Consider the following 22,675-nt stretch of genomic DNA (forward strand, 5'->3'; position numbering starts at 1 on the left):
CCCTTAAGACTCAAAATCCTAAGGGTTTTTCTTATTTTAAAAATTCTTCATATTTTTCTCTATCATAAACAACATCTAATTCTCCTACAAAATTAGAGTATCTATCAGGATAGCAAAATCCTTCCTTAAATCTATATAGTCCATCTTTAGAATCAAGCGAAAATGTTCCTCCAAAATCAAAATAGTTATAACCGTTTTCACGGCACCACTTGATTTCTTCCCATATCATATTAAAATTAGGCATCTTATTTCTCATATCATTAGAACTTGCTGCATATAAGTAATAAACTTTATTACCATATGGAACCAATAAAGATGCTGATAAAGCTTGATCTTCATAATAAGATGTAAAAATTCTACCATCCATATGGTCTAATAATCTTTTAAAATAATCTTTTGGTCTATGACCTATTTTTTGTCTTTCAGCCATTATTTTTGTAAGCTCATAAAAATCATCTAAAGTTTTTTCATTAGTTGCTTCTATAGTTTTTATATCATTTCTATATGATTTTCTAATATTTCTACGAGTAGCTGATGAAAAGCTTCCAAATAAATCATCTTCACTCATACCAGATATAGGTAAGATCATATTATATCTAGGTTGAGTAAATGAATGAGGGTCCGTACCATAGCTTCTAAAATCAAACCCTCTTTTTTTATATTCATAAATAGCCTTTTCATCAAAGATTACTTCTGGATCCATTCTTAGTAAAAATGCATCATATTTTTCTTCTAAAACTTCTGCCTCTTTAATTAAGTCAGTAACTAAATCATATTTTCTAAAATCACAAACAGGTCCACGTGGAGCATACAAAAAGTATTTCCCATTGGGATTTTGTATTCCAATAACACTCATAGCTGCGATAATTTGCTTATTTTCTTCTAAGTATATATAGTCACTGGACCAATTCTCTTTAACTTTAGACCATGATGGATCTTGCATAGGTCTCGCGTAATCAGAATTTCTTACAAATTCTATATATCTATCTAAATCTTCCTTACTTTCTACTAATGGCATTGCCTCTCCCTAATCTATCAAATTTTCTAACAGAGTCAAAGTTGTAATTGACCCTATTCCGTTTTTACTTGTTAATATTTCTATATCTAAATTTTCTAAATCATCAAATTTGATGTCACCTATTATCTTACCATTTACATAAGAAGTTCCAACATCTATTAAAAGCTGACCATCTTTAAAGTAGCTTTTATCATAAAAATTAGCTTTACCAATTGCTGATATGAAAATATCTGCATTTTTAATTATAGCTTTATCATTAGTACTAGATGAATTTAAAATGGTAACCGTGGCGTTTTTTTTAGATAAAAATGTAGCTAAAGGTAATCCTATCAAATTTGTATTATTTGCAATAACTACATTCTTTGCTTTTATATCGTAATCTTCTATTAAGAATCTAGCAATTGCTTTTGGTGTTGCTGGTAAATTTTTGTATTCACCGTTTAAGGACTTGCCCATTGATAAATTAGTGAATCCATCCAGATCTTTAATTGTTATATTTTCACGAAGATAGTCAATATCCGAAAAATCTCCAAATGGTAGAAAAATTATAAATCCATCATTTTTATCAAAGCTATTTATATAATTAACAATAGTAAAGCTATCAGCATTATCCTCAAACTCATGATCAATATATTCTATACCAAATTCTATACATCTTTTTATTATAAAGTTCTTATAAAATACTCCTTCTTTACTTGGCTTATAAGTCAATAGCAAAACTTTATTGCTGATTTCATTATATTTTAATTTTGTTATTAATTCATTTTTAATATTATTTGTATTAAGTATTTTCATTTTATCTCCAATAAAAAAACGCCCAATTGGGCGTACTATTATATTTATTAAAAAATTCTTCTTGCTCCAGCAAATACTTTTTGGTAATAATTGCTATAAACATTATCATATTTTACACCTGACCTTGGTGTAGATGCATGAATAAATGTACCATCAGAGCTTGTTACAATACCTACATGGTCTATACCACTATGATTTGAGAAAAATACTAAATCTCCTGGTTGAAGATTATTTATCCCAACAGCGTAACCATTATTAAACTGTGCTTGTGATGAATGTGGCAAGCTTACACCTAATTGATTATAAGCATAAGTCACTAATCCTGAACAGTCAAAACCAACTGAAGGACTTGATGCACCCCATACATACGGACTACCAGCAAATTGGCATGCAATATTTGCAGCTTGTTGACCATTTTGGTTTACAGCTGGTGCTTTTTGAGCTTGCTCTTCTACAATAGTTTCCTCATCTACTACTTGTTCAGATGCTGCTGATTTATCATTATTTTGATTTTGCTTAGTTTTATTTTCTTCAGCTTGTGCTTGTTGTTGAACTACCTTTTCTTCTATCTTTTGATTTTCGGCTTGTTTTTCTTGTAAATCTGCTTCTTGTGTTGTCAAGTAATATGCAGAAACAAAAGCTGTTCTACCATTATAAGTAGTTTTTACCCAGCCATTAGCTATTTGGCCATCAACCTTAGCTCCTTTTGCTAAAGTCCCAATTATTTTGCCTGTTTTTGCTTGCTCTCTAACATTGATGGCAGCAGTGTTATGAACCCATCCAGTAAATGGTGTACCATACTGTACAGGTGATTCTTGTTTTTCTTCTACTTTCACTTCTTTTTCTTCTACTTTTTTAGCTTTATTTGCTTCTTCCTGTTTTTTAGATTCTTGAGCTTTTTTTGATTTTATAGAGTCAACTAAGCTTTGTGGATAATCATTAGATAGATACTTTAAATTTAAATATCCTTCATCAATTTTTAACCATTCACCTTCAATAACACCATCTACTTTATCTCCAGCCGCTAAAGTTCTTAAAACATTTGAGTTGTCTGCCATTGATTTAGATGATCTTATATAAAGTGCTTCTACATTTACAAACTTACTAACTTTTTGGTTAACTTCTTCATTATCTTCAATATCAACTTCTTTAGAATTTTCATCTAGATAGTTAACAACTTCGTCATTTGCTTCAGCCACTTCTAATTCTTGTTCATTTTCTTTATCTGAATCACTATCTAAATTAGAATCATCATAAGCAACTACATCTTCTTCCTTAGATTCTTCTTCTGTTTCTTCATTATCCGCTTGAATTTCTTCTAGATCATCTTTAGTATTTACATTACTTTCAGAAACTTGACTACCATCATAAGCTATTACTTCTTCATCATTAACTTCTGGTGATTCTACTTCAGATTCTACATCTTCTACTTCTGTTGATTCTTCTTCATTTTGGGAAGCTTTTTCTTTAGCTACAATGTTGATCACACTTGTTTTTAAGATGTTTTTCGCATTTTCTTCTACTTTAGCAACATCCTCTTCTTGCTTTGAAGTATTTTGAACTGTTCTTTTTTCGTTTGCTATAGCAGTATTTTTTAAATCATTTGTATAATCTGATTTTACAAAATTATAATCATATGTATTATCACTATAACTTGGTGTGAAAATAGCATTTGTATTTTTATCTGATTCTAAATTATTTATTGTTGAAGCATAAGCTGTAGCTCCTGCTGATACGGCAGCAACTAGAGATAAGGCTGCTCCAATTCTTTTTTTATTCATTGGTAAATAGATTCCCTTCTTTACTGTTATAAATAGTCTTGAAATTAAATCTGAATTAATTTTATACTAAATTAACAAATAAGTCAAGAAAAAGTTACAAAAAAATTACACTTTTGACGTATATTTTTATGTATATTGGTAAATATAAAGCAAAGCCAATAATTTTCATAAAAAATATCAACAAAAGTGTAATAATTAAAATATAGTAAACAAAAAATTTACATTTTGTAATGATTATGTATGGAGCAAATCTATAAGCCGTGTTCTGTATTAGACAATCATCTATCTAGACTTATTGTTACCAATAAGTTCAAGCGAACAACCATTCTGGATCAAAGCCGAGCAAGCTTTGTTTTCATCCCTTCGTTCTTGCACCGGATGGGGTTTACATAGCCTATATGTCACCATATAGCTGGTGAGCTCTTACCTCGCCATTCCAACCTTACCGAGAAAACTCGGCGGTATATTTCTGTTGCACTAGCCTGAAGATCACTCCTACTTGACGTTATCAAGCATCCTTGCTCTGTGGTGCACGGACTTTCCTCGTACTATGCCGCGATTGTCTGATTTACTCCGTACTTTATTTTACTCTTTATTATATATTTGTAAAATATATATTAAATAAATGTTCTAAAAGAATCACCTTTAGAATAAGTAAATATTTCTCTATTTGTCATTTTGCTAATTACATCTTGTAATTTGTATATAACATGATTTTCACTAGCAAAATGTCCAGCATCAATTATAGATAAGCCTCTATTTGAATAATCCATGCCCATATGATAAGAAACATCTCCAGTAATCATCAAATCACAATCTCTTTTTGTAGCATCTTCAAAAAGAGATGATCCGCTTCCCCCACATACCGCTACTTTTTTTATAGTTTTATCCATATCTCCATAGCATATAAGTTTTTCAGCTGATAATTGTTCTTTTACGTTTTTTGCAAATTCACACGCTTTTATTGGATTTATAAATCCATATCTTCCAAGTCCTATTTCTTTATCGATTTCTAAAACTTTTCTTTTTTGTATATTTAAAATCTCACATAAGTTATCATTTAATCCGTCATTAGCTATATCTAAATTTGTATGCATAGCAAATACAACAATATCATTTTTTATAACTTTTTTTAGACGATTATAAAAGGAATCGGTTAAATTTATAGACTTAATTCCATTAAATAAATATGGGTGATGAGTTATAATTAGATTGCAATTATTTTTAATAGCAAAATCAACTCCCTCATCTTCAAGATCAAGACTTATTAAAATGTTATCTAACTCGTCATTAATATTTCCTATTTGCAAGCCCGAATTATCCCATTCTTCTTGTAAATCCAAAGGATATTTATCATTTAATTTTTCTATTAATTCTCTAACTTCCATATTCTATACACCTCATCAATGGCCTTTAATCTCTGATTTATCTTATCAATTCCATCATTATTTGTGGATTTTCTTATTATATCATCTTTAAATTTTTTATTCTTTTTGTAATCTATAGCTAATTTTTCTTCTAATAATGGACTTTTATTTATAATATTTTCATGTCCATAGTATATATCACTTAAAGTTAAATTTTGTTTCTTTCCATATTTAGCTTTTAATATATCATAATATTTACCATGTTCATAAGTTAAAAAATCCCTGGTTATTTCAAAACTATTCTTATTTAAATATCCACGTAATCTTTCTGTAGCTATATTAGATTCTAAAACCATATAGTCTAAATTTTTGGCAAATTCTAAACTTTGATCTATAATCTCTATTATCGTATTGCCACCCATGCCAGCAATTATTGCCACTTGATTATCTTTTTTTTCAATATCTTTAAAACCATCTGTAACTTTAGTTTTAATTGTTTTACTGAGATTTTCATCCAATTTTTCTTCTAATTTTTTTAGTGATGGTGCGGAAATATCTGTTGCTAAAATATCATTACTAATTTCATTTTTTGCTAAATATAAAGGAACCAATCCATGATCGGTTCCTACATCTATGACATTTTTTCCACTGTCAATAATATTTATAATTTCTATCAATCTTTTTTTATTATTCATTATAAAAAGTCTTTCAATGATTCGCTTTTATTAGGTGATTTTAATTTCCTTAAAGCTTTTGCTTCTATCTGACGAATTCTTTCGCGAGTTACATCAAATTCTTTTCCTACTTCTTCAAGGGTACGTGGTGTACCATCTATTAGTCCAAATCTTAATTGTAACACTCTTTTTTCTCTTTGGCCTAAGCAAGATAATACGTCATTTAATTGTTCTCGTAACATAGTATAATTTGCTGCATCATCTGGATTTATAGCTGTTTCATCTTCTATAAAGTCTCCTAAGTGTGAATCTTCTTCTTCACCAATAGGAGTTTCTAAAGATACTGGTTCTTGGGCAATTTTTCTGATTTCTTGTACTTTTGTGACTTCTATGCCCATTTGTTCAGCTATTTCTTCATTTGATGGATCACGACCTAGATCTTGAACTAGTTGTCTTTGGGTTCTTACAAGTTTATTTATAGTTTCTACCATATGAACTGGTATTCTTATTGTCCTTGCTTGATCTGCTATAGCTCGAGTAATTGCTTGTCTTATCCACCAAGTTGCATAAGTTGAGAATTTAAACCCTCGATTATAATCATACTTATCAACGGCTTTCATAAGACCCATATTACCTTCTTGGATAAGATCTAAAAAACTCATGCCACGTCCAACATATTTTTTAGCAATTGAAACTACAAGTCTAAGATTTGTTTCAGCAAGTTTTTGTTTTGCTCTTTTAGATTTTAAAATAGCTCTTTTTAAATTTAGTTCATCTTCATCACTTATTTGCTCACTGCCTAATATCATATGAGCCATATGACTATCAGCAAGGTAGGTTTCTATATCATTATTAAATTCACCGCTTAATTTCTTGCCATTTTTTATATCTGATGATACTACTGCGGCTTCTTTAAAATTATCAATAATCATTCTATCAATTGTTTTTAAATATTCATTGTTCGCAGCTTTAGATAATAAATCTGTGAAGAACTCATAGTTATAGGTAACTACATCTTCATTTTCATTTAAATTTATTAGATAATCAAAAGAGTCAAATAAATCACATAAAGAATTTGCTTCACTTCTAGAAAGCTCTTTTTCTTCAATGGATTGGCTAGCAATCTTACAAATTAATACTTTTGCTTTTAACTCTTCGACTTTTTCTAAATCAGGATCTTCCACCATAATTTCATCAAACAATTTTCCCATGGCAATTATTCCATCTAAATTATTTAAAGAATTTTCTGATGCTTTTCCATTATATATCAACTCATCATTAGCTTGCTTTATTACTTTGGCAAGATTACCAAAGAATATGTCATTGGATAATTTCATTTTATTTTGCTTATTCAGATCTCTGCCTTCTAGTTTCTTTCTGGCAATTTCACCCATCTCCATTTGACGTGCTAGGTGTATTTCTTCTTTTGCTGTTAGTAATGAAACTTTTCCAATTTCTTTTAAGTACATTTTTACTGGGTCATCTACTTTTATGCCTGAAAAATCATCTATATCCTCATCTACAGCTTCTTCTTCTATTTTTGATTCATCTATATCTTCATCATCTGATATATCATCATCTAAATCATCATTTAATTCTTCATCATCTTCTATATCTTCATCAGTACTAGCTTCTGATTTTTCGACAATTTCTATTCCCTTGCTAATTATTTGTGAGATAACATATTTTTTGCTATCTTCTTCTATTTCTTTAAATGTTTCAAATGTATATACTTGATTGTAGGTTATCATACCATCTTGAGATTCACTCATTGATTGAAATTCTTCTATTATTTCATTTAAAACATCTTCATCAAGTAGTTTATCGCTATCGCTACTCATTAAAACTCCCCTTAGCTTTTTTATTAAGAGATTTTAATTCATCAAGTTTCTTAATTTTTTCATAGAGCTCTATCTTTTCAATTAATTCGCTTGGATAAATAGGATTGGTATTATCTCTTATATAATTTAAAATATATATATGATCCTCATCATTTTGGTTAAATTTCTCTAAATCTTTATTTACTATAAAGTCTTTCATATCTATAAGCTTGGTATTTTTAAGACTTTTATCAAAAATTTCTTTATTTTTTAAATAATCTTCTTTTTGGTTAAATATAAGTCTTAAAACTTCTAACTCATGGAAATTAAACTTTTGAGGATTACTTTTTACAATAACCTTAGATTTATTTTTCTTTTTATAATAATTCTTACGGTTTTCTTTCTCATTAATATTAGTATTATACTTGTCGACTGCTTGATTTAAAGTACTTTTATCTATGTTAAATAAAGTAGAAACATTATTTACAAATATTTCTCGAGTTAAATCAGAATCTATTCCTGCAAGAAATTCTACAAATAAATCAAGCTTTTCATATTTTTCATTGGCACCAGCATTTGAATACATGTCTAGTATTTGATTATACTTATAATTATATACATCTAAAGCATTTTCTTTTTTTTCTAAAAATGCTTCTTTCCCATATTTTTTAATAAAATCGTCAGGATCTAGTCCTTCTTCCAAGCTGATTATTTTTGCCTTAACGTCAGATTCTAAAAATATTTCTATAGCTTTGTTGGTTGCATTTATACCTGCACTATCTCTGTCATAGCAAATATAAACATTATCTGCATAGCGCTTTATTAATTTTGCTTGTTCATTTGTCAACGCAGTACCAAGACTTGCCACAGCATAATCTATACCAAAATTATTTAAAGCAATGACATCCATGTAGCCTTCAACTAAAATAATCTCAGTGCCTTTTTGCTTTTTATAAATATTTAGACCATATAGATTAAATCGCTTTTTAAATATATTCGATTCTGGGGAATTAAGATATTTGGGCATTTCACCAGCTATAGCTCTTCCACCAAAGCCTATTACATTTCCATAGTGATTTATTATAGGGAATATGATCCTATTCCTATATTTATCATAGTAATTTCCTTTACTTGATTTTTTAATAAGACCTATATCCTCTAAATCCTTCTTGTCATATCCTTTGTATTCTATATAATCACATAAATCTTGCCAGCTATTTTTAGCAAAACCTAGCATAAATCTATTAACAAGCTTACCACTTAGACCTCTATTTTTTAGGTAATTAATTGCCTCTTTACTAGTTAATAAGTTTTTATAATAAAACATCATTATGTCTTTATTAATTTCATAAAGTTCCTTATTTTTTGGATTAGCATTATAATCATTACTATATTCCATCCTAATACCAGCCTTATTTGCAAGAAATTCTAAGCTTTCAGGATAAGAAAGACCTTCTTTTTGCATAATAAAAGAAACAACATCTCCACCTACCCCACATCCGAAGCAGTGAAATAATTGTTTCTTTTCATCTACTGTAAAAGAAGGTGTTTTTTCATTATGGAAGGGACATAAGCCCTTATATGATGAACCAGATCTTTTAAGATCAACATATTCGCCAATAATATCGACTATGTTAGAACTAGCTCTAATTTCATCAATTTTTTGCTCTGAAATCATAGCCATATAATCACCTCTGTTAGTTAAATTATACTTATTATAATTTCGTATTCAATTTTCATATTTTTCAATAAAAAAGATCTTACAATACTAAAATTGTAAAATCTTTCTTATAAATAGACTAAGCTATATTTTCTGGTTTTTTCTTTAATTTTCCTAAAATTAATGCACCAATTATAGAACCAACAGCTACTGATAATAGGAAAAATAATGCTTGATTTAAGCTACTCATAGCAGGAAGAACAAATATTCCCCCATGTGGAGCTGGCGACTCTACATTAAATGCTCCTACTATGGCACCTGCTATTGCAGATCCTATTGCAACTGATGGAATAACACTTTGTGGTTCACTAGCTGCAAATGGTATAGCTCCTTCAGTAATAAAACTTAATCCTAAAATAAAGTTTGTTATCTTTGTCTCTTTTTCTTTGTCTGTAAATTTACTTTTAAATAATGAACAAGCTAGAGCTATAGCAAGAGGTGGTACCATACCACCAACCATTACTGCTGCCATATATGATCCAATTCCTGTATCTGTAAATACACCTATAGCAAAAGCGTATGCAGCTTTATTAATTGGACCACCCATATCAATAGCCATCATTGCACCAAGTAATGCACCTAATAATACTCTATTTGAACCACTTAAATTTATAAGCCAATTATTAATACCATTATTTATTCCAGTAAAAATTGGATCTATTATAAAGTACATTATAAGACCAGTAAATAATAGACCTAAAACCGGATAAATAAGCATAGGTTTAAGTCCTTCAACAGATTTCGGTAAATTTTTTGTCATATTTTTTATAGAATTAGTTAGATAACCTGCGATAAGACCTCCTATTAATCCACCAATAAATCCTGCTCCACGACTTGCCATAAGGCCTGCAACCATACCTGGCATTAAGGCTGGTCTATCACCAATAGACATAGCTATATAGCCTGCAAGTATTGGAATAAGGAAACTCATCGCATCCGAGCCCAAACCATTTAACATAGTAAAGGCTTGAGAATTTTCTCCTGTAAATCTTTCAAATAGAAAAGAAATAGCAAGTAAAATACCTCCGCCTATAACAAATGGCAACATGTGACTGATACCATTCATTATATCCCCATATATTTTTTGCCAAAAACTTTGCGAATCTTCTTTGGATGATACATATTTTTCATCAGCTGAACCTTCGCTATAAAATACATTTGCTTGACCCTTGATAGCCTTATCTACTAGCTCATCGGCTTTTCTTATGCCATCTGAAACCGGTCTTTGTATAACTCTTTTGCCGTCAAATCTTGCTGTTTCAACCTTTTTATCAGCTGTAATAATTACAGCAGTGGCATCTTTTATATCTTCGTTAGTTAATCTATTTTTAATACCATCTGATCCATTAGTTTCTACTTTTATATCAACTCCAGCTTTTCTGGCAGCTTCTTCTAAAGCTTCTTGAGCCATATACGTATGGGCAATTCCATTTGGACAAGCTGTAACAGCTACTATAAAGTCATTATTTTTACCTTCAGCACTAGCATTATTAGTTTCTGTTACATATTTTTTTTCTATAACTTGCTTATCTTTATTATCAGAATATTTATCAATAATACTATAAACTTCATCAGAATTATTAACGGTTTTGAGGTCATCTACAAATCCACCCTTCATTATCATCTTGGATAATTGAGCAAGAGTTTCAACATGAAGATTATTTTCACCATCTGGGGCGGCAATAGCAAAGAATATAAAAGTATCTTCCCCGTCTAAGGCTTCATAATCTAAGCCTTCTTTTTTTCTAGCAAATAAAACAGCTGGTTCTTTTACAGTTTTATTTTTTGAATGTGGAATAGCAACTCCGTCACCTAAAGCAGTAGACCCCTGATCTTCTCTTTCTTTTAATCCATTTATAAATTCTTCTTTAGATTTAATATATCCTTTTTTATAAAACTTACTTGCTATTTCTTCTATTACATCAGATTTATTATTTGCCTTTAAATCTAAAATCATTAAGTCTTTTTTTAGCAGATCTCTAATTTCCATATTCGTTAACCTCTACTTTTTCTAAAATTTTATAAATATATTCTTTACTTGCAATATCTTCACTAAAAGCTGTAGCTGTACCAGATGCTACCGCTAATCTGTAAGCTTGTTTTTTTGAAAGACCATTTTTTATTCCATAAACAAATCCACCAACCATACTATCACCTGCTCCAACCGAATTTACTAATTTACCATCAATAGGCTTAGCTTTTAAAATCATTTCATCGCTTACAAATATAGATCCATCTTTGCCCAATGAAACAATAACATTTTTTGCACCTAATTCTTGTAATTTTTTAGCATAGATTATTATATTATTTTCATCAATTTTTGTTCCAAATATATCTTCTAGCTCATCTATATTTGGTTTTACTAATAAGGGTTTATAGTTTAAATAATCTAATAATTCCCTGCCAGCTATATCTATGGTAAAATCAAGTTTATTAGTTTCTAATACTTTTTTATAAAAGTCGCTTCCTAATGATTGTGGTATAGAACCTGAAATTATTAGAATACCATCGCTGTTAATATTTCTTATTTTTTCTAAAAAACTATTGATTTCACTCTCACTAATATTTGGACCACCAGCATTTATTTCTGTTTCCGCATCATATTTAAGTTTTACATTGATTCGTGATTGGCCTTTTATCCTTGTAAATTCCTCTTTAATATGAAGTTTTCTTAAGGATTCGATAATAAAATCCCCAGTAAAACCACCTATAAAACCTAAGTTTATAGGATTTTCTCCTAAATTCTTAAGAAGTTTTGAAACCATTATTCCCTTTCCTCCAGGAAATTTCTTATCTTCGTAACTTCTATTCGTAGCTCCATCATTAAAACTATCAAGTTTCATTATGTAATCAATAGACGGATTTAAAGTTAATGTATAAATCATCAGTCCTCCTTAATATGTTTTGCTTGTTCAAAGCTACATATATTAGCAAAATATTTCTTACCTATTTTTGAAGAATCAGCTAAAATATATGCTTTATTTGCATTGTTAATAGCTGCTTTTTTTATTAAAGCTTCATTTATATCAGCTGTTGTATAATAACTGTCATCTACACCATTAGCTCCTATAAAAGCTATATCAAAATTCAAACTATTTATTTCATTTATCGTTTCTTCACCATAGCTGATAAATGTAGATCCTTTTACTTTTCCTCCTAATATAATAGTAGGAATGGAAAAACCACTTAGTTTTTCTAAATGCATTAAACCATTAGTTACTACCGTAATTTTTTTATTGACTAAATAATCTATCAAACAATGAGTTGTGGTACCCGCATCCAAAAATATATACGAACCATCTTCTATTAAAGAACTAGCTTTTTTGCCTATATTCTTTTTTGCAGATATATTAGACGTTTCATTATACTTATAATTTGTTTCTTCAAGGAGTCTATTTAAAGTAGCTCCACCATGAACTCTCCTTATTTCTCCATTATTTTGCAAGTAATCTAAGTCACGCCTTAAAGTTGATTCGCTTATATCAAGCTCTTCTAAAAGGGAAGAATTTGAAACAGTACCTTCTTTTTTTAAAATTTTTCTTATAAGACTAAGTCTTTCTTCTAGTATCATAAAAACAATATACTTCAAAAACAATCATAATAAATCAATAACTGTCATTATTTTTTATTTTGTTAAGTTTGGATTTTTTTAAAAATTTTGATCATCTTAAATATGTATAATTTTATTAGCAATATATTTAAATATGGACTAATTCTTTAAAATAACTTTAAAAATATTTTTATATCTATTATAATATATAATATAAAGTGAAAAAGGATAGAATTAAAGGATACTGATATTATGATGGAAAATACTTATTTTAGGGACATAGAGCAGGAAAATGATATATCAAATGTAGACATCAAAATACTTGATGCTCAAAAAAACAATTATAATAGAAATTATTCTTCAAGAATACAATTTCACCCTTTTACTTATTTTTATTATGTTAAAAAAGGTTTTGGCAAACTTTCTGTTGAAAATGAAACAATTAATGTACATCAAAATGACATTATTGTAATAAATTCAAATATTGGACATACTATATATGTTGATGGATCTTGTGGTGTATGTGAAATAATTGGTTTTGGTGTGGAATCTTTATCTATTTCAAAGATTAATAAAAAAAGTGGAAAGATTGATACAATTAATTTTTTTAATGCAAATGTAGAGGAAGACGATATAGACGCTCATTATTTTGATGAAATTTATGATGAATTTAATAGCGATGAAATTTTCTCAAAAGCAATGGCTAATTCAAAGGCTGCAATATTTATAGTAGAATTTTTAAGAAAATTTAAGAGTTCCATTACTGTAAAACACGATAGAAAAGTTAATAGACAAATAGACTATATAAAAAATTATATTGATAGCAATTATGCAGAAGATATCAAATTAGAGCAATTATCAGCAATGGCATATATGAATAAGTTTCATTTAATTTCTGAATTTAAACAATCATATAGAGTTACCCCTATTGAATATCTAATTTTAAAAAGAATAGAGATTTCTAAAAATTTGCTTATTTCTACTAACCATTCTATGGAGGAGATTTCTTCAATAGTAGGTTTTAATTCTCAATCATATTTTAATCAAGTTTTTAAAAAGAAAGTTGGACAAACTCCTTCTCAATTTAGGAAAAAACATAGATTATAATTTAATTTTAAAAAATCGTGTCATATTAAATGAGTATATTATTTAATGACACGATTTTTAATTTAACTATAATTTATTCCATTTTTTAAGATAACTTTTGTAAAAATCCATATTCTGAACAGTTTCTAAGATCCCTTTGTAATTGCCTTTTTTATCCCAAACTCCATAGTAAGTTACAGTATAATCACTGCCACCTATATCTCTAATCACTACAACTTTATCTCTAGCGCCCGATTTTAAATCAGAAATAATTTTTCTCACCTTACGTTCAGCTTGAGGTGGATGACAAGAATATACATCTCTACCTAAAGACGACTTAGGTCTTTTAAAAACTTTATCTCCATTATGATTATTATAATAAGAGTTTATATCTTCTTCATCTACAAAAGTTATTTCAATGTTCATGGTATCGAGCAATGCTTCAAGTTGATCTACTCTTAATCTACCTTTTGAAAAATATATATAACCCTCTGTATTCTCGTCTTTTTGTTTTGATGATTTATTATAAGTTTTAATCTGATTATTATTTATATCATGATCATATTCACTTAAATCGTTATATATATTTGAATAATCTTCATCAGATAGATTTTCCTCTAATAATGGGAACAATATATTTTCTTCTTTATAAGTCATTTCCTCTGCCCTAGCAAGAGTATTTTCTAATAAATCTAAATCTTTATTTTTTATAGCTTTGCTAAAACTTTTTAAGATTTCATAATCCACACCCCACATTACTTCTGAAGGGCCTGGCTTATTGTATTTTGATTTAAGTAAAGGATAAATTAAATCACCCTTTTTTCTATAGTGAATATTTAATAATCTTTTTAATTCTTTACTTTCTGCAAATTTTTCTTCCACAGGTAATGCATTATATGTTTCCAAAGCTTTATTTATATTATTATTTTCGTTGCTAAAATATTTTAAAACATCATTTTCATAAGTTTTTTTGATATTTTCATTTTCAGTGATTCCGTGAAAAAGTGATGAGTGAACATCACAAAGTTTTCTTACTTCATCTTTATCCATACCTTCACTTAATAGAGCTTGCTCAGCATCCATAATCTCAGATGATGATACCCCATCGAAATTTTCTTTAAAATCTTTTCTAACATTTTCTATGTTTTCACCATCCGATAACCTTCTTATATAAGATTTAATTAACTTTTGTCTTTCAATTACATCATTATCCAAGGATGAATCAATAACTTCATATCCAAGACTCTCAAGTTTTGATTCTATTTCTGAAATTCCTAGTAGCTTAGCCCCACGCTTTATTGACATTTTATTTGCCATATTTTTTATCATTAATGGATTATCTAAACCGATAAATCCAATACTTATTAAATCATTTTTTAACGTTTCATTAGAATGTATTAATTTTGCAATATTTTCATTTATATCAATTTTCATAGCTTATCCTCCATCATTAGTTTAACATATAAAGAATATCATTATCAGTAACATTTGTTACAAAATATTCAAAAAAATAAAACTGTAGTAAATTTTTTACTACAGTTCATATTAATAATCTACTCCTGTGGAGTACTCACTATTTGCATTCCATATTAAATATTCATTTTGTCCTTGATCGTAGATAGCGTCTATTTGAGCTTGAACTGCATCGGCATCATATTCCATCCAGTTTCCTTCACCAATCCATGATGCAGTAAAGTCCTGAATCCATGGTCGAGATAGCGGAGGATGATCTAATGCTCCTAATACTTCTTGTTCTTCATCTAAATATCTTTTTACAAGTTCGTAAGGCTGTAAATCTGGTTTGTCAAGATCAAATGAACCGCTCCCCCAGTGGGATGGATAGATCATGGCTGATATTACATCTGTTTGATTAGCCATTTTATCAAAATCTTGTCCTATACCTTCTGCATGTCTAACTTGTAATGCGTAACCAAATACATCTATTGATATTGGTACATCATATTTTTGTAGTTCTTCACGAGCTCTTTGCACAAAACCTGTAATAGCTGCTACTCTTTTTTCTCCCTCATCCATTTCTGTATTATTTTCAAATTCACCTTTAGAATAATCTAAAGTATCGCCAAAAGTTTCAAAGCCTTCTGCAAATCTAACATAGTCAAATTGAATCTCATCAAAACCAGCTTGAGCTGCAAGTTTTGCTATTTTTAAATCGTAATCTTGAACTTCTTTTAAAAATGGATTCATAAAAGCTTCATCCTGAGCATTTTTCCACAAACTTCCATCATCCAATGTAAATCCCCAATCAGGATGTTTTTCAGTAATAATACTATCTTTAAAGGTCGTCACTCTTCCTATTACGTAAATACCTCTATTATGAAAATCTTCTATCATAGCTTCTGGATCAACTATATCTATCTTTGAATACTTTATATCTTCATCATCTGTGTCAAAATCCATAGTTACATTGCCCCAGTCATCTTTTATATCTATTACCACTGTATTTAAATTAGAATTTTCAATCAAATCCATTATTTTATTATAAGTCTCTGGAGTATTTACATTGTAGGTATTAAAATATAGACCTTTGACACCATCTTTAGGATAATATTTAGATTTTTTTTCGTCTAATGATAACAATCTTGAAGTATCATAATCCATATTATAGTCATCTGGAGTTACACCTACTTCATAGGGTTCTCCTACCGGTTTTTCAACAGCATCATTTATAAGACCATTATCTTCTAAAATCTCTTCAGCAGCTTGATCTATAGTCTTATCATCTACTTTTGCTGATTGATCATTCTTGGTATTAGTGGATGTACAGGAAGTTAGAACTAACATAATTGAAAAAAAAATGTAAGTAAGTTTCCTCTTTATCTTCATATACTCTCCTTTAAATAAAAAAGGGCGAGCAAGCTTGCCCGCTCTTTTAAAGAAATTCTAAATTTTATTTTTATATTTGAATAACTTATATAATCTATCCAAATATTCCAATTACTTATAATCCTCTCGAAGTGCCCTTTGGGCTCTTCTTACTTAGTTATCTAAATTTAAGCTTTACTTAATCTTAGAGATAGATGTCAGATGCTTTGCATCTAACAACCATGTATAGATTGGGACTATTTATCTATTTTTGTTACTACTCCTGATGCTACTGTTCTTCCACCTTCACGTACTGCGAATCTTAGTCCTTCTTCTAGGGCTATTGGTTTTTGTAGTTTGATTTTGAATGTTGCGTTGTCTCCTGGCATTACCATTTCTACGCCTTCTTCTAGTTCGATATCGCCTGTTACGTCTGTTGTTCTAAAGAAGAATTGTGGTCTGTATCCACTGAAGAATGGTGTGTGACGTCCTCCTTCTTCTTTGGTTAGTACGTATACTTGTCCTTCGAATTCTGTGTGTGGTTGTACGCTGCCTGGTTTTGCTATTACTTGTCCTCTTGAGATTTCGTCTCTTTGGATTCCTCTTAGTAGGACTCCTACGTTGTCTCCACTTTCTGCTTGGTCTAGTGATTTGTGGAACATTTCTACGCCTGTTACTACGGCTTCTTTTGTTTTGTCTGTTAGACCTATGATTTCTACTGTGTCGTTTACTTTTAATGTTCCTCTTTCTACTCTTCCTGTTGCTACTGTTCCACGTCCTGAGATTGTCATTACGTCTTCTACTGGCATTAGGAATGGTTGGTCGTTGTCTCTTTCTGGTACATCAAAGTATTCGTCTACTTGTTCCATTAGGTCTAGGATTTTGTCTGTCCATTCGCCTTCTCCACCTTCTTGTAGTGATTTTAGGGCGCTTCCTACTACTACTGGGGCTTCGTCTCCGTCGAATTCGTATTCGTTTAGTAGGTCTCTTACTTCCATTTCTACTAATTCGATTAGTTCTGGATCGTCTACTTGGTCTTCTTTGTTTAGGAATACTGCGATTTTTGGTACTCCTACTTGGCGGGCTAGTAGGATGTGTTCTCTTGTTTGTGGCATTGGACCGTCTGCTGCAGATACTACTATGATTGCTCCGTCCATTTGTGCTGCTCCTGTGATCATGTTTTTAACGTAGTCTGCGTGGCCTGGAGCGTCGATGTGAGCATAGTGTCTATTTGGTGTTTCGTATTCTACTACTGATGTGTTGATTGTGATTCCACGTTCTCTTTCTTCTGGTGCTTTATCTATGTTTTCGTAGTCCACGAATTCGCCTGTTCCGTATTTTTTGTTTAATGCTTGTGTAATTGCTGCTGTTGTTGTTGTTTTACCGTGGTCTACGTGACCGATTGTTCCGATATTTAAGTGTGGTTTTGTTCTTTCGAATTGTTGTTTAGACATTTTATCCTCCCAAATGTAATCATTTTAAGAATATTCTACCATAAATAAAAAGAAAATTCTATATATTAGACCTATTATTATTTTCATTTGCTTATATTACTTTTTTAGTGTATACTATATGAGTAATGCCACTTTAGCTCAGTAGGTAGAGCGCATCCATGGTAAGGATGAGGTCCTCGGTTCGATCCCGGGAAGTGGCTCCATTTTTTTGCCTAAAATTCAGTATTTCAAAGTTCATTATAAATATAAAAGAAGACCATTAAGTCCTCCTAACTTTTCAGTTTCTTTTTTTACTAATTATATATCCAGATGAAGCTGCTATAAGAGTTGCTATTATACCAGTTAAACCTGTAACTCCTGTACCTGGATTTGATTTCTTTGTATCTATTTTTCTTTCTTTATCGCTTTGAATATTTTTTTGAGCTTCTGTTTTTTTAACTAAGTCTTTATTATTTAAATCTTTTTTATCAGATTTTTCTATATTTTTAGATTCTCCCTTAGTTTTATCTACTAAACTATTATTTATATTTGTTTCTAAGCCATATCCTATTTCATAAGATATTTCATCATTATATTCATACTCATCTGTTAGCCCTGGTACATCCACTGGTAGTTTTCCTGTTGATGCTACTTTACCAAATACTATATCTAATGAATAAGGAATATTAGGTCCAAATGTTTTTACTGGATCTTTACCTTTTTCTGTAGGATCCATACATTTTGATCCATAAGCTAATACATGGGCATCAGAAGATTCATATCTATCTAAATCATAAGGTTTACCTATACTTATAATTGTAGATTTTTTATTATTTTCTTTTGCATATCTTGTAAGCATATCTGGAATTTGCGCCAACCAATCATTTTTACTTAGTTGACCGGCTCTTCCTATTTCGCTAATCCCAATTATATAATCATAGTCTTTTGCATATTGTTTTATATCATCATTAGCTTGATCCGGATTTTCTTTAAAGTTTTCAAAAGTAAGTACATCTAAAGAAGCTCCTTTATCAATTACTCCTTCTTCTTGTAATTTTTCAAATCCATATTTAAATCCTGGGATTTCATTTTCATATGGAGTATAGATCAGAACTTTTTCTCCAGCTTTAGGATATAAAGGAAGAGTGTTATTTAAGTTTTTAGTAACAGTAATAGCCTTATCAGTTATTTTTCTTTGTTTTTCAAAATTCTCTTTATTACCTACTATCATTAAAGCATTATCAACTTTTTCTTCTAATGGTTTATTGTATTGGTCTAGGTCTAATATCCCTCTTCTATATTTAAGATCTAGGATTCTATAAACTGAATTATTTATTTGCTTTTCTGAAATATTTCCTAATTCTAATTCATTTTTAATTCTACCAACAATATTATCTAATTTTTCCAAATCAGAATTTTTTTGAAGTAAAGCTGGCATTAGTGGAATATCTACTCCTGCCTTTATAGCCATTATAACAGCATCTTCTTCTCCAAAATGATCAGCTATAGCTTGCATCTTCATAGCATCAGTAATAACTATGCCATCGTAGTGCATCTTGTCTCTAATAATTCCTGTTATTATATCATCAGATAAAGTTGCAGGTATGCCTATAATACTTCCATCTTTTTTAGAAATTACAGTGTCTTTTTCTAATTGAGGATATGATATATGAGCTGTCATTATCATATCTACACCCTCATTTGCAGCTTTTTTAAATGGAACTAGTTCAAGTTTTTCTATTCCTTCATAAGATTTATCAACTACTGGCAACCCTAAATGGCTATCTGTTGCTGTATCTCCATGTCCTGGGAAATGCTTTATAGCTGCAGAAACACCTTGATCTTGTATTCCTTTGACAACTTCTGATCCTAATTCTCCGACTAACTCTGGATTAGAGGATATAGAACGTAGTCCAATTACTGGATTGTTTGGATTATTATTTGTATCCATAACTGGCGCTAAGTTTACATTTATACCTAATGCTTTTATTTCATCAGCTATAATCTTTCCGTATTGATAAGCTAAATCCTTATCTCTTGTAGCACCTAAAGCCATATTGCCTGGTAAAGATGTTCCTGTTGCTAATCTAACTACTATCCCACCTTCTTGATCAATAGAAATAAATAATGGATCAAGTCCATTTTCTATTGCAGCTTTTTGGATATTATGTGTGAGTTTTGTTGTTTGCTTGGTATCTTGAATGTTTTCAGCAAACAAAATAACTCCACCAATTTTGTATTTTAAAATGGCATTTTTTATATCGTCATTTAATTCTGTGACTTCTTTTAGATTACCATTTTCATCTTCCCAATATCTAAACTCAAGCATTAACATTTGACCTATTTTTTCATCCAAGGTCATATTTGAAATTTTATCTTCAATTTTCTTATTTTTTTCTTTGTGAGTCTCTTTATTTTTGCTAACAGATTTATCATTCTCTATACTTTGCTTGTCTTCTTTTTTATCTACATCGCTATTTTCTGTCTTAAATTGATCATTTTCAATCAATTCATCATCAATTTCTAGTTCTTCTTCAACTTCAGGATCATTTTCTTGATTAAAAATATCATCTAAGTTGTCAGCATCATACTCTAAAACATTTTCCTCATTTACATCTGCAGCATGAGAATTTATACAAGGTGTTATACTTATTCCAATCGCTAGTAAAAGAGCGACTTTAAGTCGGACTTTTTTATCCATAGATTCCTCCTTAATATTTATATTTTAAGTATAATTTGAAAATTTTTTTAGTCAAGAAAACATTTGCAAAAACACGATATAATTAACTATAAACTTGATTTATAATTATCCATAAGAACTTTTGGGTAATAATTAATATACTAAGATTTATGGAGGAATATATGAAATGGGAAGATAGAAGAAGGAGCTCAAATGTAAGAAGAGGTCCTAGTATGAATACCCGTGGCTCTGGAGGAGGCGGATATCGTGGGCCTATTTTTATACCAACTGGCGGAAGAGGTGGTATTGGTGGCATTATTTTCTTTTTTATACTAATGGCACTAATTAGAGGTCTTTTTGGCATAGGCTCAAATTTGGGAAATGATAATTCAAATAATAATAATCAAACTCAGTACCAAGACCAAATAGAAGCTAGACCAAAAACTACTAATGAATCTGGTGGACGAGAGAGATTAGAAGATTTTTTATCAGTAGTTTTGGCAGATACAGAAGATGTTTGGCATGCAAAATTTGAAGAAATCGATGCAACTTACGAAGAACCAACCATGGTTCCATACACTGGATCAACTAGGTCAGCATGTGGTGTTGCCCAATCAGATATGGGACCATTTTATTGTCCAGTAGATGAAAGTATTTATATAGATGTTGATTTTTATAATCAATTGGTTAATCAGTTTGGAGCTGGTGGTGACTTTGCTTTAGCCTATGTATTAGCTCATGAAGTCGGACACCACGTACAAAAACAGCTAGGCATATTAGACCAAACTAATAAATTACGAAAAACTTTATCTACTAGGGAATATAATAAATACTCTGTGGCACAAGAATTACAAGCAGATTATTTTGCAGGTTTATTTTCCTACTATGTTGAAGAAAAAGGATACTTAGAAGCAGGAGATATAGATGAAGCTATGAATGCAGCTTCCGCTATAGGTGATGACAAAATTCAAGAAATGTCTGGTAGAAATGTAAACGTAGATACATTTACCCATGGATCATCAGCCCAAAGAAAAGAAGCTTTTGATTTAGGATATAAATATCACGATATTGATCACTCTATGGTTTTCTTTGATAGAATTCAATAATATTTTGATATATAAGAAGACCTCTTATGAGGTCTTTTTTTCTTTACAATCTGGACAGAGTCCTCTATATACTATTTCTTCGGACTGTATATCATAATCTTCTAGTTCATTAGGTAAGTTATGGTCAATAATCTCAAAATCACATATTTTTCCACATTGTTCACATATAAAATGCCCGTGAAATTTTTTCCTAAATTCATACATTTTACTATTCATATTAAAATCTAATTCTTTAACTATTTTTTTTTCTGTAAATAGATTTAAAGTATTATAAACTGTCGCTTGGGATATAACCGGATCAATTTCCTTTAAATCCCTGTATATTTTTTCTGCTGTTGGATGGGTGTGATTTAAAACCAAATAGTTCAAAATTAAAAGCCTTTGATGTGATAATCTTATATTGTTTTCTTCTAACAATTCTTTTAATTCCTTCATCCTATTTTCGTTACTGAGGTTTTTTATCTCATTTATTTTAGTTTCCATAGCACCCCCTATGAATAATAGTATACAATATAATAATAGTTAATCAATAGAATAAATGCAAAAAATTTTATGATAATTTAAAACTAAATATAAAATAAGCTACCATATATTAATAGTTGGTTATATCTATTACTTTGCCATCTAGTACTTCAAAAAGCTTTTGATTATAAGAAATTAGATTCATATCCATATTATTTTCATTTTTAAAATGATTTAAAACTTCAAGATTTGAATAGAAGCTAGAATTATAATATTCCACACTCCTTTGTAATTTGATGGATAATTATAGAATATTTTTAATGGGTCATATCCACCCCAAACAAATAGAACTGCATCTGA

Annotated in this window: 18 protein-coding genes, 1 tRNA gene and 1 other RNA gene; 3 read left to right on the forward strand and 17 right to left on the reverse strand. The window is 29.8% G+C overall.

The window, feature by feature from the left end; translation table 11 throughout:
- Positions 1 to 31: 31 nt before the first annotated feature.
- The 11 genes from DY249_RS03660 to DY249_RS03710 all read right to left on the reverse strand — a co-directional run bounded on the left by DY249_RS03660 (position 32) and on the right by DY249_RS03710 (position 12,746).
- Positions 32 to 1,018, reverse strand: coding sequence for a lipid II:glycine glycyltransferase FemX (locus DY249_RS03660; protein WP_101540179.1), 987 nt, complete (start codon positions 1,016 to 1,018; stop codon positions 32 to 34).
- A gap of 9 nt (positions 1,019 to 1,027) precedes the next feature.
- Positions 1,028 to 1,813, reverse strand: coding sequence for a bifunctional 5,10-methylenetetrahydrofolate dehydrogenase/5,10-methenyltetrahydrofolate cyclohydrolase (locus DY249_RS03665; protein WP_115595217.1), 786 nt, complete (start codon positions 1,811 to 1,813; stop codon positions 1,028 to 1,030).
- Positions 1,814 to 1,860: 47 nt separating this feature from the next.
- Positions 1,861 to 3,594: a C40 family peptidase gene (locus DY249_RS03670; protein WP_245943504.1), complete on the reverse strand. Its 1,734-nt coding sequence runs from the start codon at positions 3,592 to 3,594 to the stop codon at positions 1,861 to 1,863.
- A gap of 238 nt (positions 3,595 to 3,832) precedes the next feature.
- An RNA gene (gene rnpB / locus DY249_RS03675) (RNase P RNA component class A) lies at positions 3,833 to 4,169 on the reverse strand.
- Positions 4,170 to 4,211: 42 nt separating this feature from the next.
- Positions 4,212 to 4,982 carry a Nif3-like dinuclear metal center hexameric protein gene (locus DY249_RS03680; RefSeq protein ID WP_101540182.1) on the reverse strand — a complete coding sequence of 257 codons (771 nt, stop codon included), beginning with the start codon at positions 4,980 to 4,982 and terminating at the stop codon, positions 4,212 to 4,214.
- Positions 4,964 to 5,656, reverse strand: coding sequence for a tRNA (adenine(22)-N(1))-methyltransferase (locus DY249_RS03685; protein ID WP_101540183.1), 693 nt, complete (start codon positions 5,654 to 5,656; stop codon positions 4,964 to 4,966). Before DY249_RS03685 ends, DY249_RS03680 begins: the two co-directional genes overlap by 19 nt.
- Positions 5,656 to 7,476: an RNA polymerase sigma factor RpoD gene (gene rpoD, locus DY249_RS03690; protein ID WP_115595219.1), complete on the reverse strand. Its 1,821-nt coding sequence runs from the start codon at positions 7,474 to 7,476 to the stop codon at positions 5,656 to 5,658. The genes DY249_RS03685 and rpoD overlap by 1 nt, the downstream gene beginning before the upstream one ends.
- Entirely contained in the window at positions 7,469 to 9,139 is a 1,671-nt protein-coding gene (gene dnaG, locus DY249_RS03695; protein WP_115595220.1) for a DNA primase, read from the reverse strand. The genes rpoD and dnaG overlap by 8 nt, the downstream gene beginning before the upstream one ends.
- A 115-nt stretch (positions 9,140 to 9,254) precedes the next feature.
- A complete protein-coding gene (locus DY249_RS03700) occupies positions 9,255 to 11,165 on the reverse strand; it encodes a PTS fructose transporter subunit IIABC (protein WP_115595221.1) in 1,911 nt (636 codons plus the stop codon).
- The gene (gene pfkB, locus DY249_RS03705) at positions 11,155 to 12,060 is read right to left on the reverse strand and encodes a 1-phosphofructokinase (RefSeq protein WP_115595222.1); all 906 of its coding nucleotides are present in this window, start codon (positions 12,058 to 12,060) and stop codon (positions 11,155 to 11,157) included. Before pfkB ends, DY249_RS03700 begins: the two co-directional genes overlap by 11 nt.
- Entirely contained in the window at positions 12,060 to 12,746 is a 687-nt protein-coding gene (locus DY249_RS03710) for a DeoR/GlpR family DNA-binding transcription regulator (protein WP_115595223.1), read from the reverse strand. The genes pfkB and DY249_RS03710 overlap by 1 nt, the downstream gene beginning before the upstream one ends.
- A gap of 231 nt (positions 12,747 to 12,977) precedes the next feature.
- Between DY249_RS03710 and DY249_RS03715 the strand changes: the two genes are divergently transcribed.
- Entirely contained in the window at positions 12,978 to 13,832 is an 855-nt protein-coding gene (locus DY249_RS03715) for an AraC family transcriptional regulator (RefSeq protein WP_245943506.1), read from the forward strand.
- 66 nt (positions 13,833 to 13,898) lie between these two features.
- Here the strand turns inward: DY249_RS03715 and DY249_RS03720 are convergent, their stop codons facing one another.
- The 3 genes from DY249_RS03720 to tuf form a co-directional block, all read right to left on the reverse strand.
- Positions 13,899 to 15,245: a DUF438 domain-containing protein gene (locus tag DY249_RS03720; protein ID WP_115595224.1), complete on the reverse strand. Its 1,347-nt coding sequence runs from the start codon at positions 15,243 to 15,245 to the stop codon at positions 13,899 to 13,901.
- A 111-nt stretch (positions 15,246 to 15,356) separates the two neighbouring features.
- Positions 15,357 to 16,655, reverse strand: coding sequence for a putative glycoside hydrolase (locus DY249_RS03725; RefSeq protein ID WP_101540191.1), 1,299 nt, complete (start codon positions 16,653 to 16,655; stop codon positions 15,357 to 15,359).
- A 236-nt stretch (positions 16,656 to 16,891) separates the two neighbouring features.
- Positions 16,892 to 18,088: an elongation factor Tu gene (gene tuf, locus DY249_RS03730; protein ID WP_115594894.1), complete on the reverse strand. Its 1,197-nt coding sequence runs from the start codon at positions 18,086 to 18,088 to the stop codon at positions 16,892 to 16,894.
- A gap of 127 nt (positions 18,089 to 18,215) precedes the next feature.
- Between tuf and DY249_RS03735 the strand changes: the two genes are divergently transcribed.
- Positions 18,216 to 18,291: transfer RNA gene (locus DY249_RS03735), tRNA-Thr, on the forward strand.
- A gap of 74 nt (positions 18,292 to 18,365) precedes the next feature.
- On the opposite strand, the gene DY249_RS03740 is transcribed toward DY249_RS03735, so the two are convergent.
- A complete protein-coding gene (locus tag DY249_RS03740) occupies positions 18,366 to 20,768 on the reverse strand; it encodes a glycoside hydrolase family 3 protein (protein ID WP_245943507.1) in 2,403 nt (800 codons plus the stop codon).
- A 161-nt stretch (positions 20,769 to 20,929) separates the two neighbouring features.
- Here DY249_RS03740 and ypfJ point away from each other — a divergent pair, with 161 nt between their 5' ends.
- Positions 20,930 to 21,853, forward strand: coding sequence for a KPN_02809 family neutral zinc metallopeptidase (gene ypfJ / locus DY249_RS03745; protein WP_115595225.1), 924 nt, complete (start codon positions 20,930 to 20,932; stop codon positions 21,851 to 21,853).
- A gap of 24 nt (positions 21,854 to 21,877) precedes the next feature.
- Here the strand turns inward: ypfJ and DY249_RS03750 are convergent, their stop codons facing one another.
- Both DY249_RS03750 and DY249_RS09145 read right to left on the reverse strand, forming a co-directional pair.
- Complete coding sequence (locus DY249_RS03750) at positions 21,878 to 22,336, reverse strand: Fur family transcriptional regulator (protein WP_115595226.1); 459 nt, start codon at positions 22,334 to 22,336, stop codon at positions 21,878 to 21,880.
- 109 nt (positions 22,337 to 22,445) lie between these two features.
- Positions 22,446 to 22,595: a hypothetical protein gene (locus DY249_RS09145; RefSeq protein ID WP_172540053.1), complete on the reverse strand. Its 150-nt coding sequence runs from the start codon at positions 22,593 to 22,595 to the stop codon at positions 22,446 to 22,448.
- Positions 22,596 to 22,675 lie beyond the last annotated feature (80 nt).

Origin of the sequence: Anaerococcus octavius (assembly GCF_900445265.1) — a bacterium.
Classification (GTDB): Bacteria; Bacillota; Clostridia; order Tissierellales; family Peptoniphilaceae; genus Anaerococcus; species Anaerococcus octavius.

Excerpts from the sequence above, each read along its gene's own strand:
- dnaG (WP_115595220.1), bottom strand. The coding sequence starts at position 9,139 with ATGGCTATGATTTCAGAGCAAAAAATTGATGAAATTAGAGCTAGTTCT.
- DY249_RS03700 (WP_115595221.1), bottom strand. The coding sequence starts at position 11,165 with ATGGAAATTAGAGATCTGCTAAAAAAAGACTTAATGATTTTAGATTTA.
- DY249_RS03715 (WP_245943506.1), top strand. The coding sequence starts at position 12,978 with ATGATGGAAAATACTTATTTTAGGGACATAGAGCAGGAAAATGATATA.
- DY249_RS03725 (WP_101540191.1), bottom strand. The coding sequence starts at position 16,655 with ATGAAGATAAAGAGGAAACTTACTTACATTTTTTTTTCAATTATGTTA.
- DY249_RS03665 (WP_115595217.1), bottom strand. The coding sequence starts at position 1,813 with ATGAAAATACTTAATACAAATAATATTAAAAATGAATTAATAACAAAA.
- DY249_RS03740 (WP_245943507.1), bottom strand. The coding sequence starts at position 20,768 with ATGGATAAAAAAGTCCGACTTAAAGTCGCTCTTTTACTAGCGATTGGA.
- DY249_RS03680 (WP_101540182.1), bottom strand. The coding sequence starts at position 4,982 with ATGGAAGTTAGAGAATTAATAGAAAAATTAAATGATAAATATCCTTTG.
- pfkB (WP_115595222.1), bottom strand. The coding sequence starts at position 12,060 with ATGATTTATACATTAACTTTAAATCCGTCTATTGATTACATAATGAAA.
- rpoD (WP_115595219.1), bottom strand. The coding sequence starts at position 7,476 with ATGAGTAGCGATAGCGATAAACTACTTGATGAAGATGTTTTAAATGAA.
- DY249_RS03720 (WP_115595224.1), bottom strand. The coding sequence starts at position 15,245 with ATGAAAATTGATATAAATGAAAATATTGCAAAATTAATACATTCTAAT.
- DY249_RS03660 (WP_101540179.1), bottom strand. The coding sequence starts at position 1,018 with ATGCCATTAGTAGAAAGTAAGGAAGATTTAGATAGATATATAGAATTT.
- DY249_RS03710 (WP_115595223.1), bottom strand. The coding sequence starts at position 12,746 with ATGATACTAGAAGAAAGACTTAGTCTTATAAGAAAAATTTTAAAAAAA.
- DY249_RS03750 (WP_115595226.1), bottom strand. The coding sequence starts at position 22,336 with ATGGAAACTAAAATAAATGAGATAAAAAACCTCAGTAACGAAAATAGG.
- DY249_RS03685 (WP_101540183.1), bottom strand. The coding sequence starts at position 5,656 with ATGAATAATAAAAAAAGATTGATAGAAATTATAAATATTATTGACAGT.
- DY249_RS03670 (WP_245943504.1), bottom strand. The coding sequence starts at position 3,594 with ATGAATAAAAAAAGAATTGGAGCAGCCTTATCTCTAGTTGCTGCCGTA.
- ypfJ (WP_115595225.1), top strand. The coding sequence starts at position 20,930 with ATGAAATGGGAAGATAGAAGAAGGAGCTCAAATGTAAGAAGAGGTCCT.
- tuf (WP_115594894.1), bottom strand. The coding sequence starts at position 18,088 with ATGTCTAAACAACAATTCGAAAGAACAAAACCACACTTAAATATCGGA.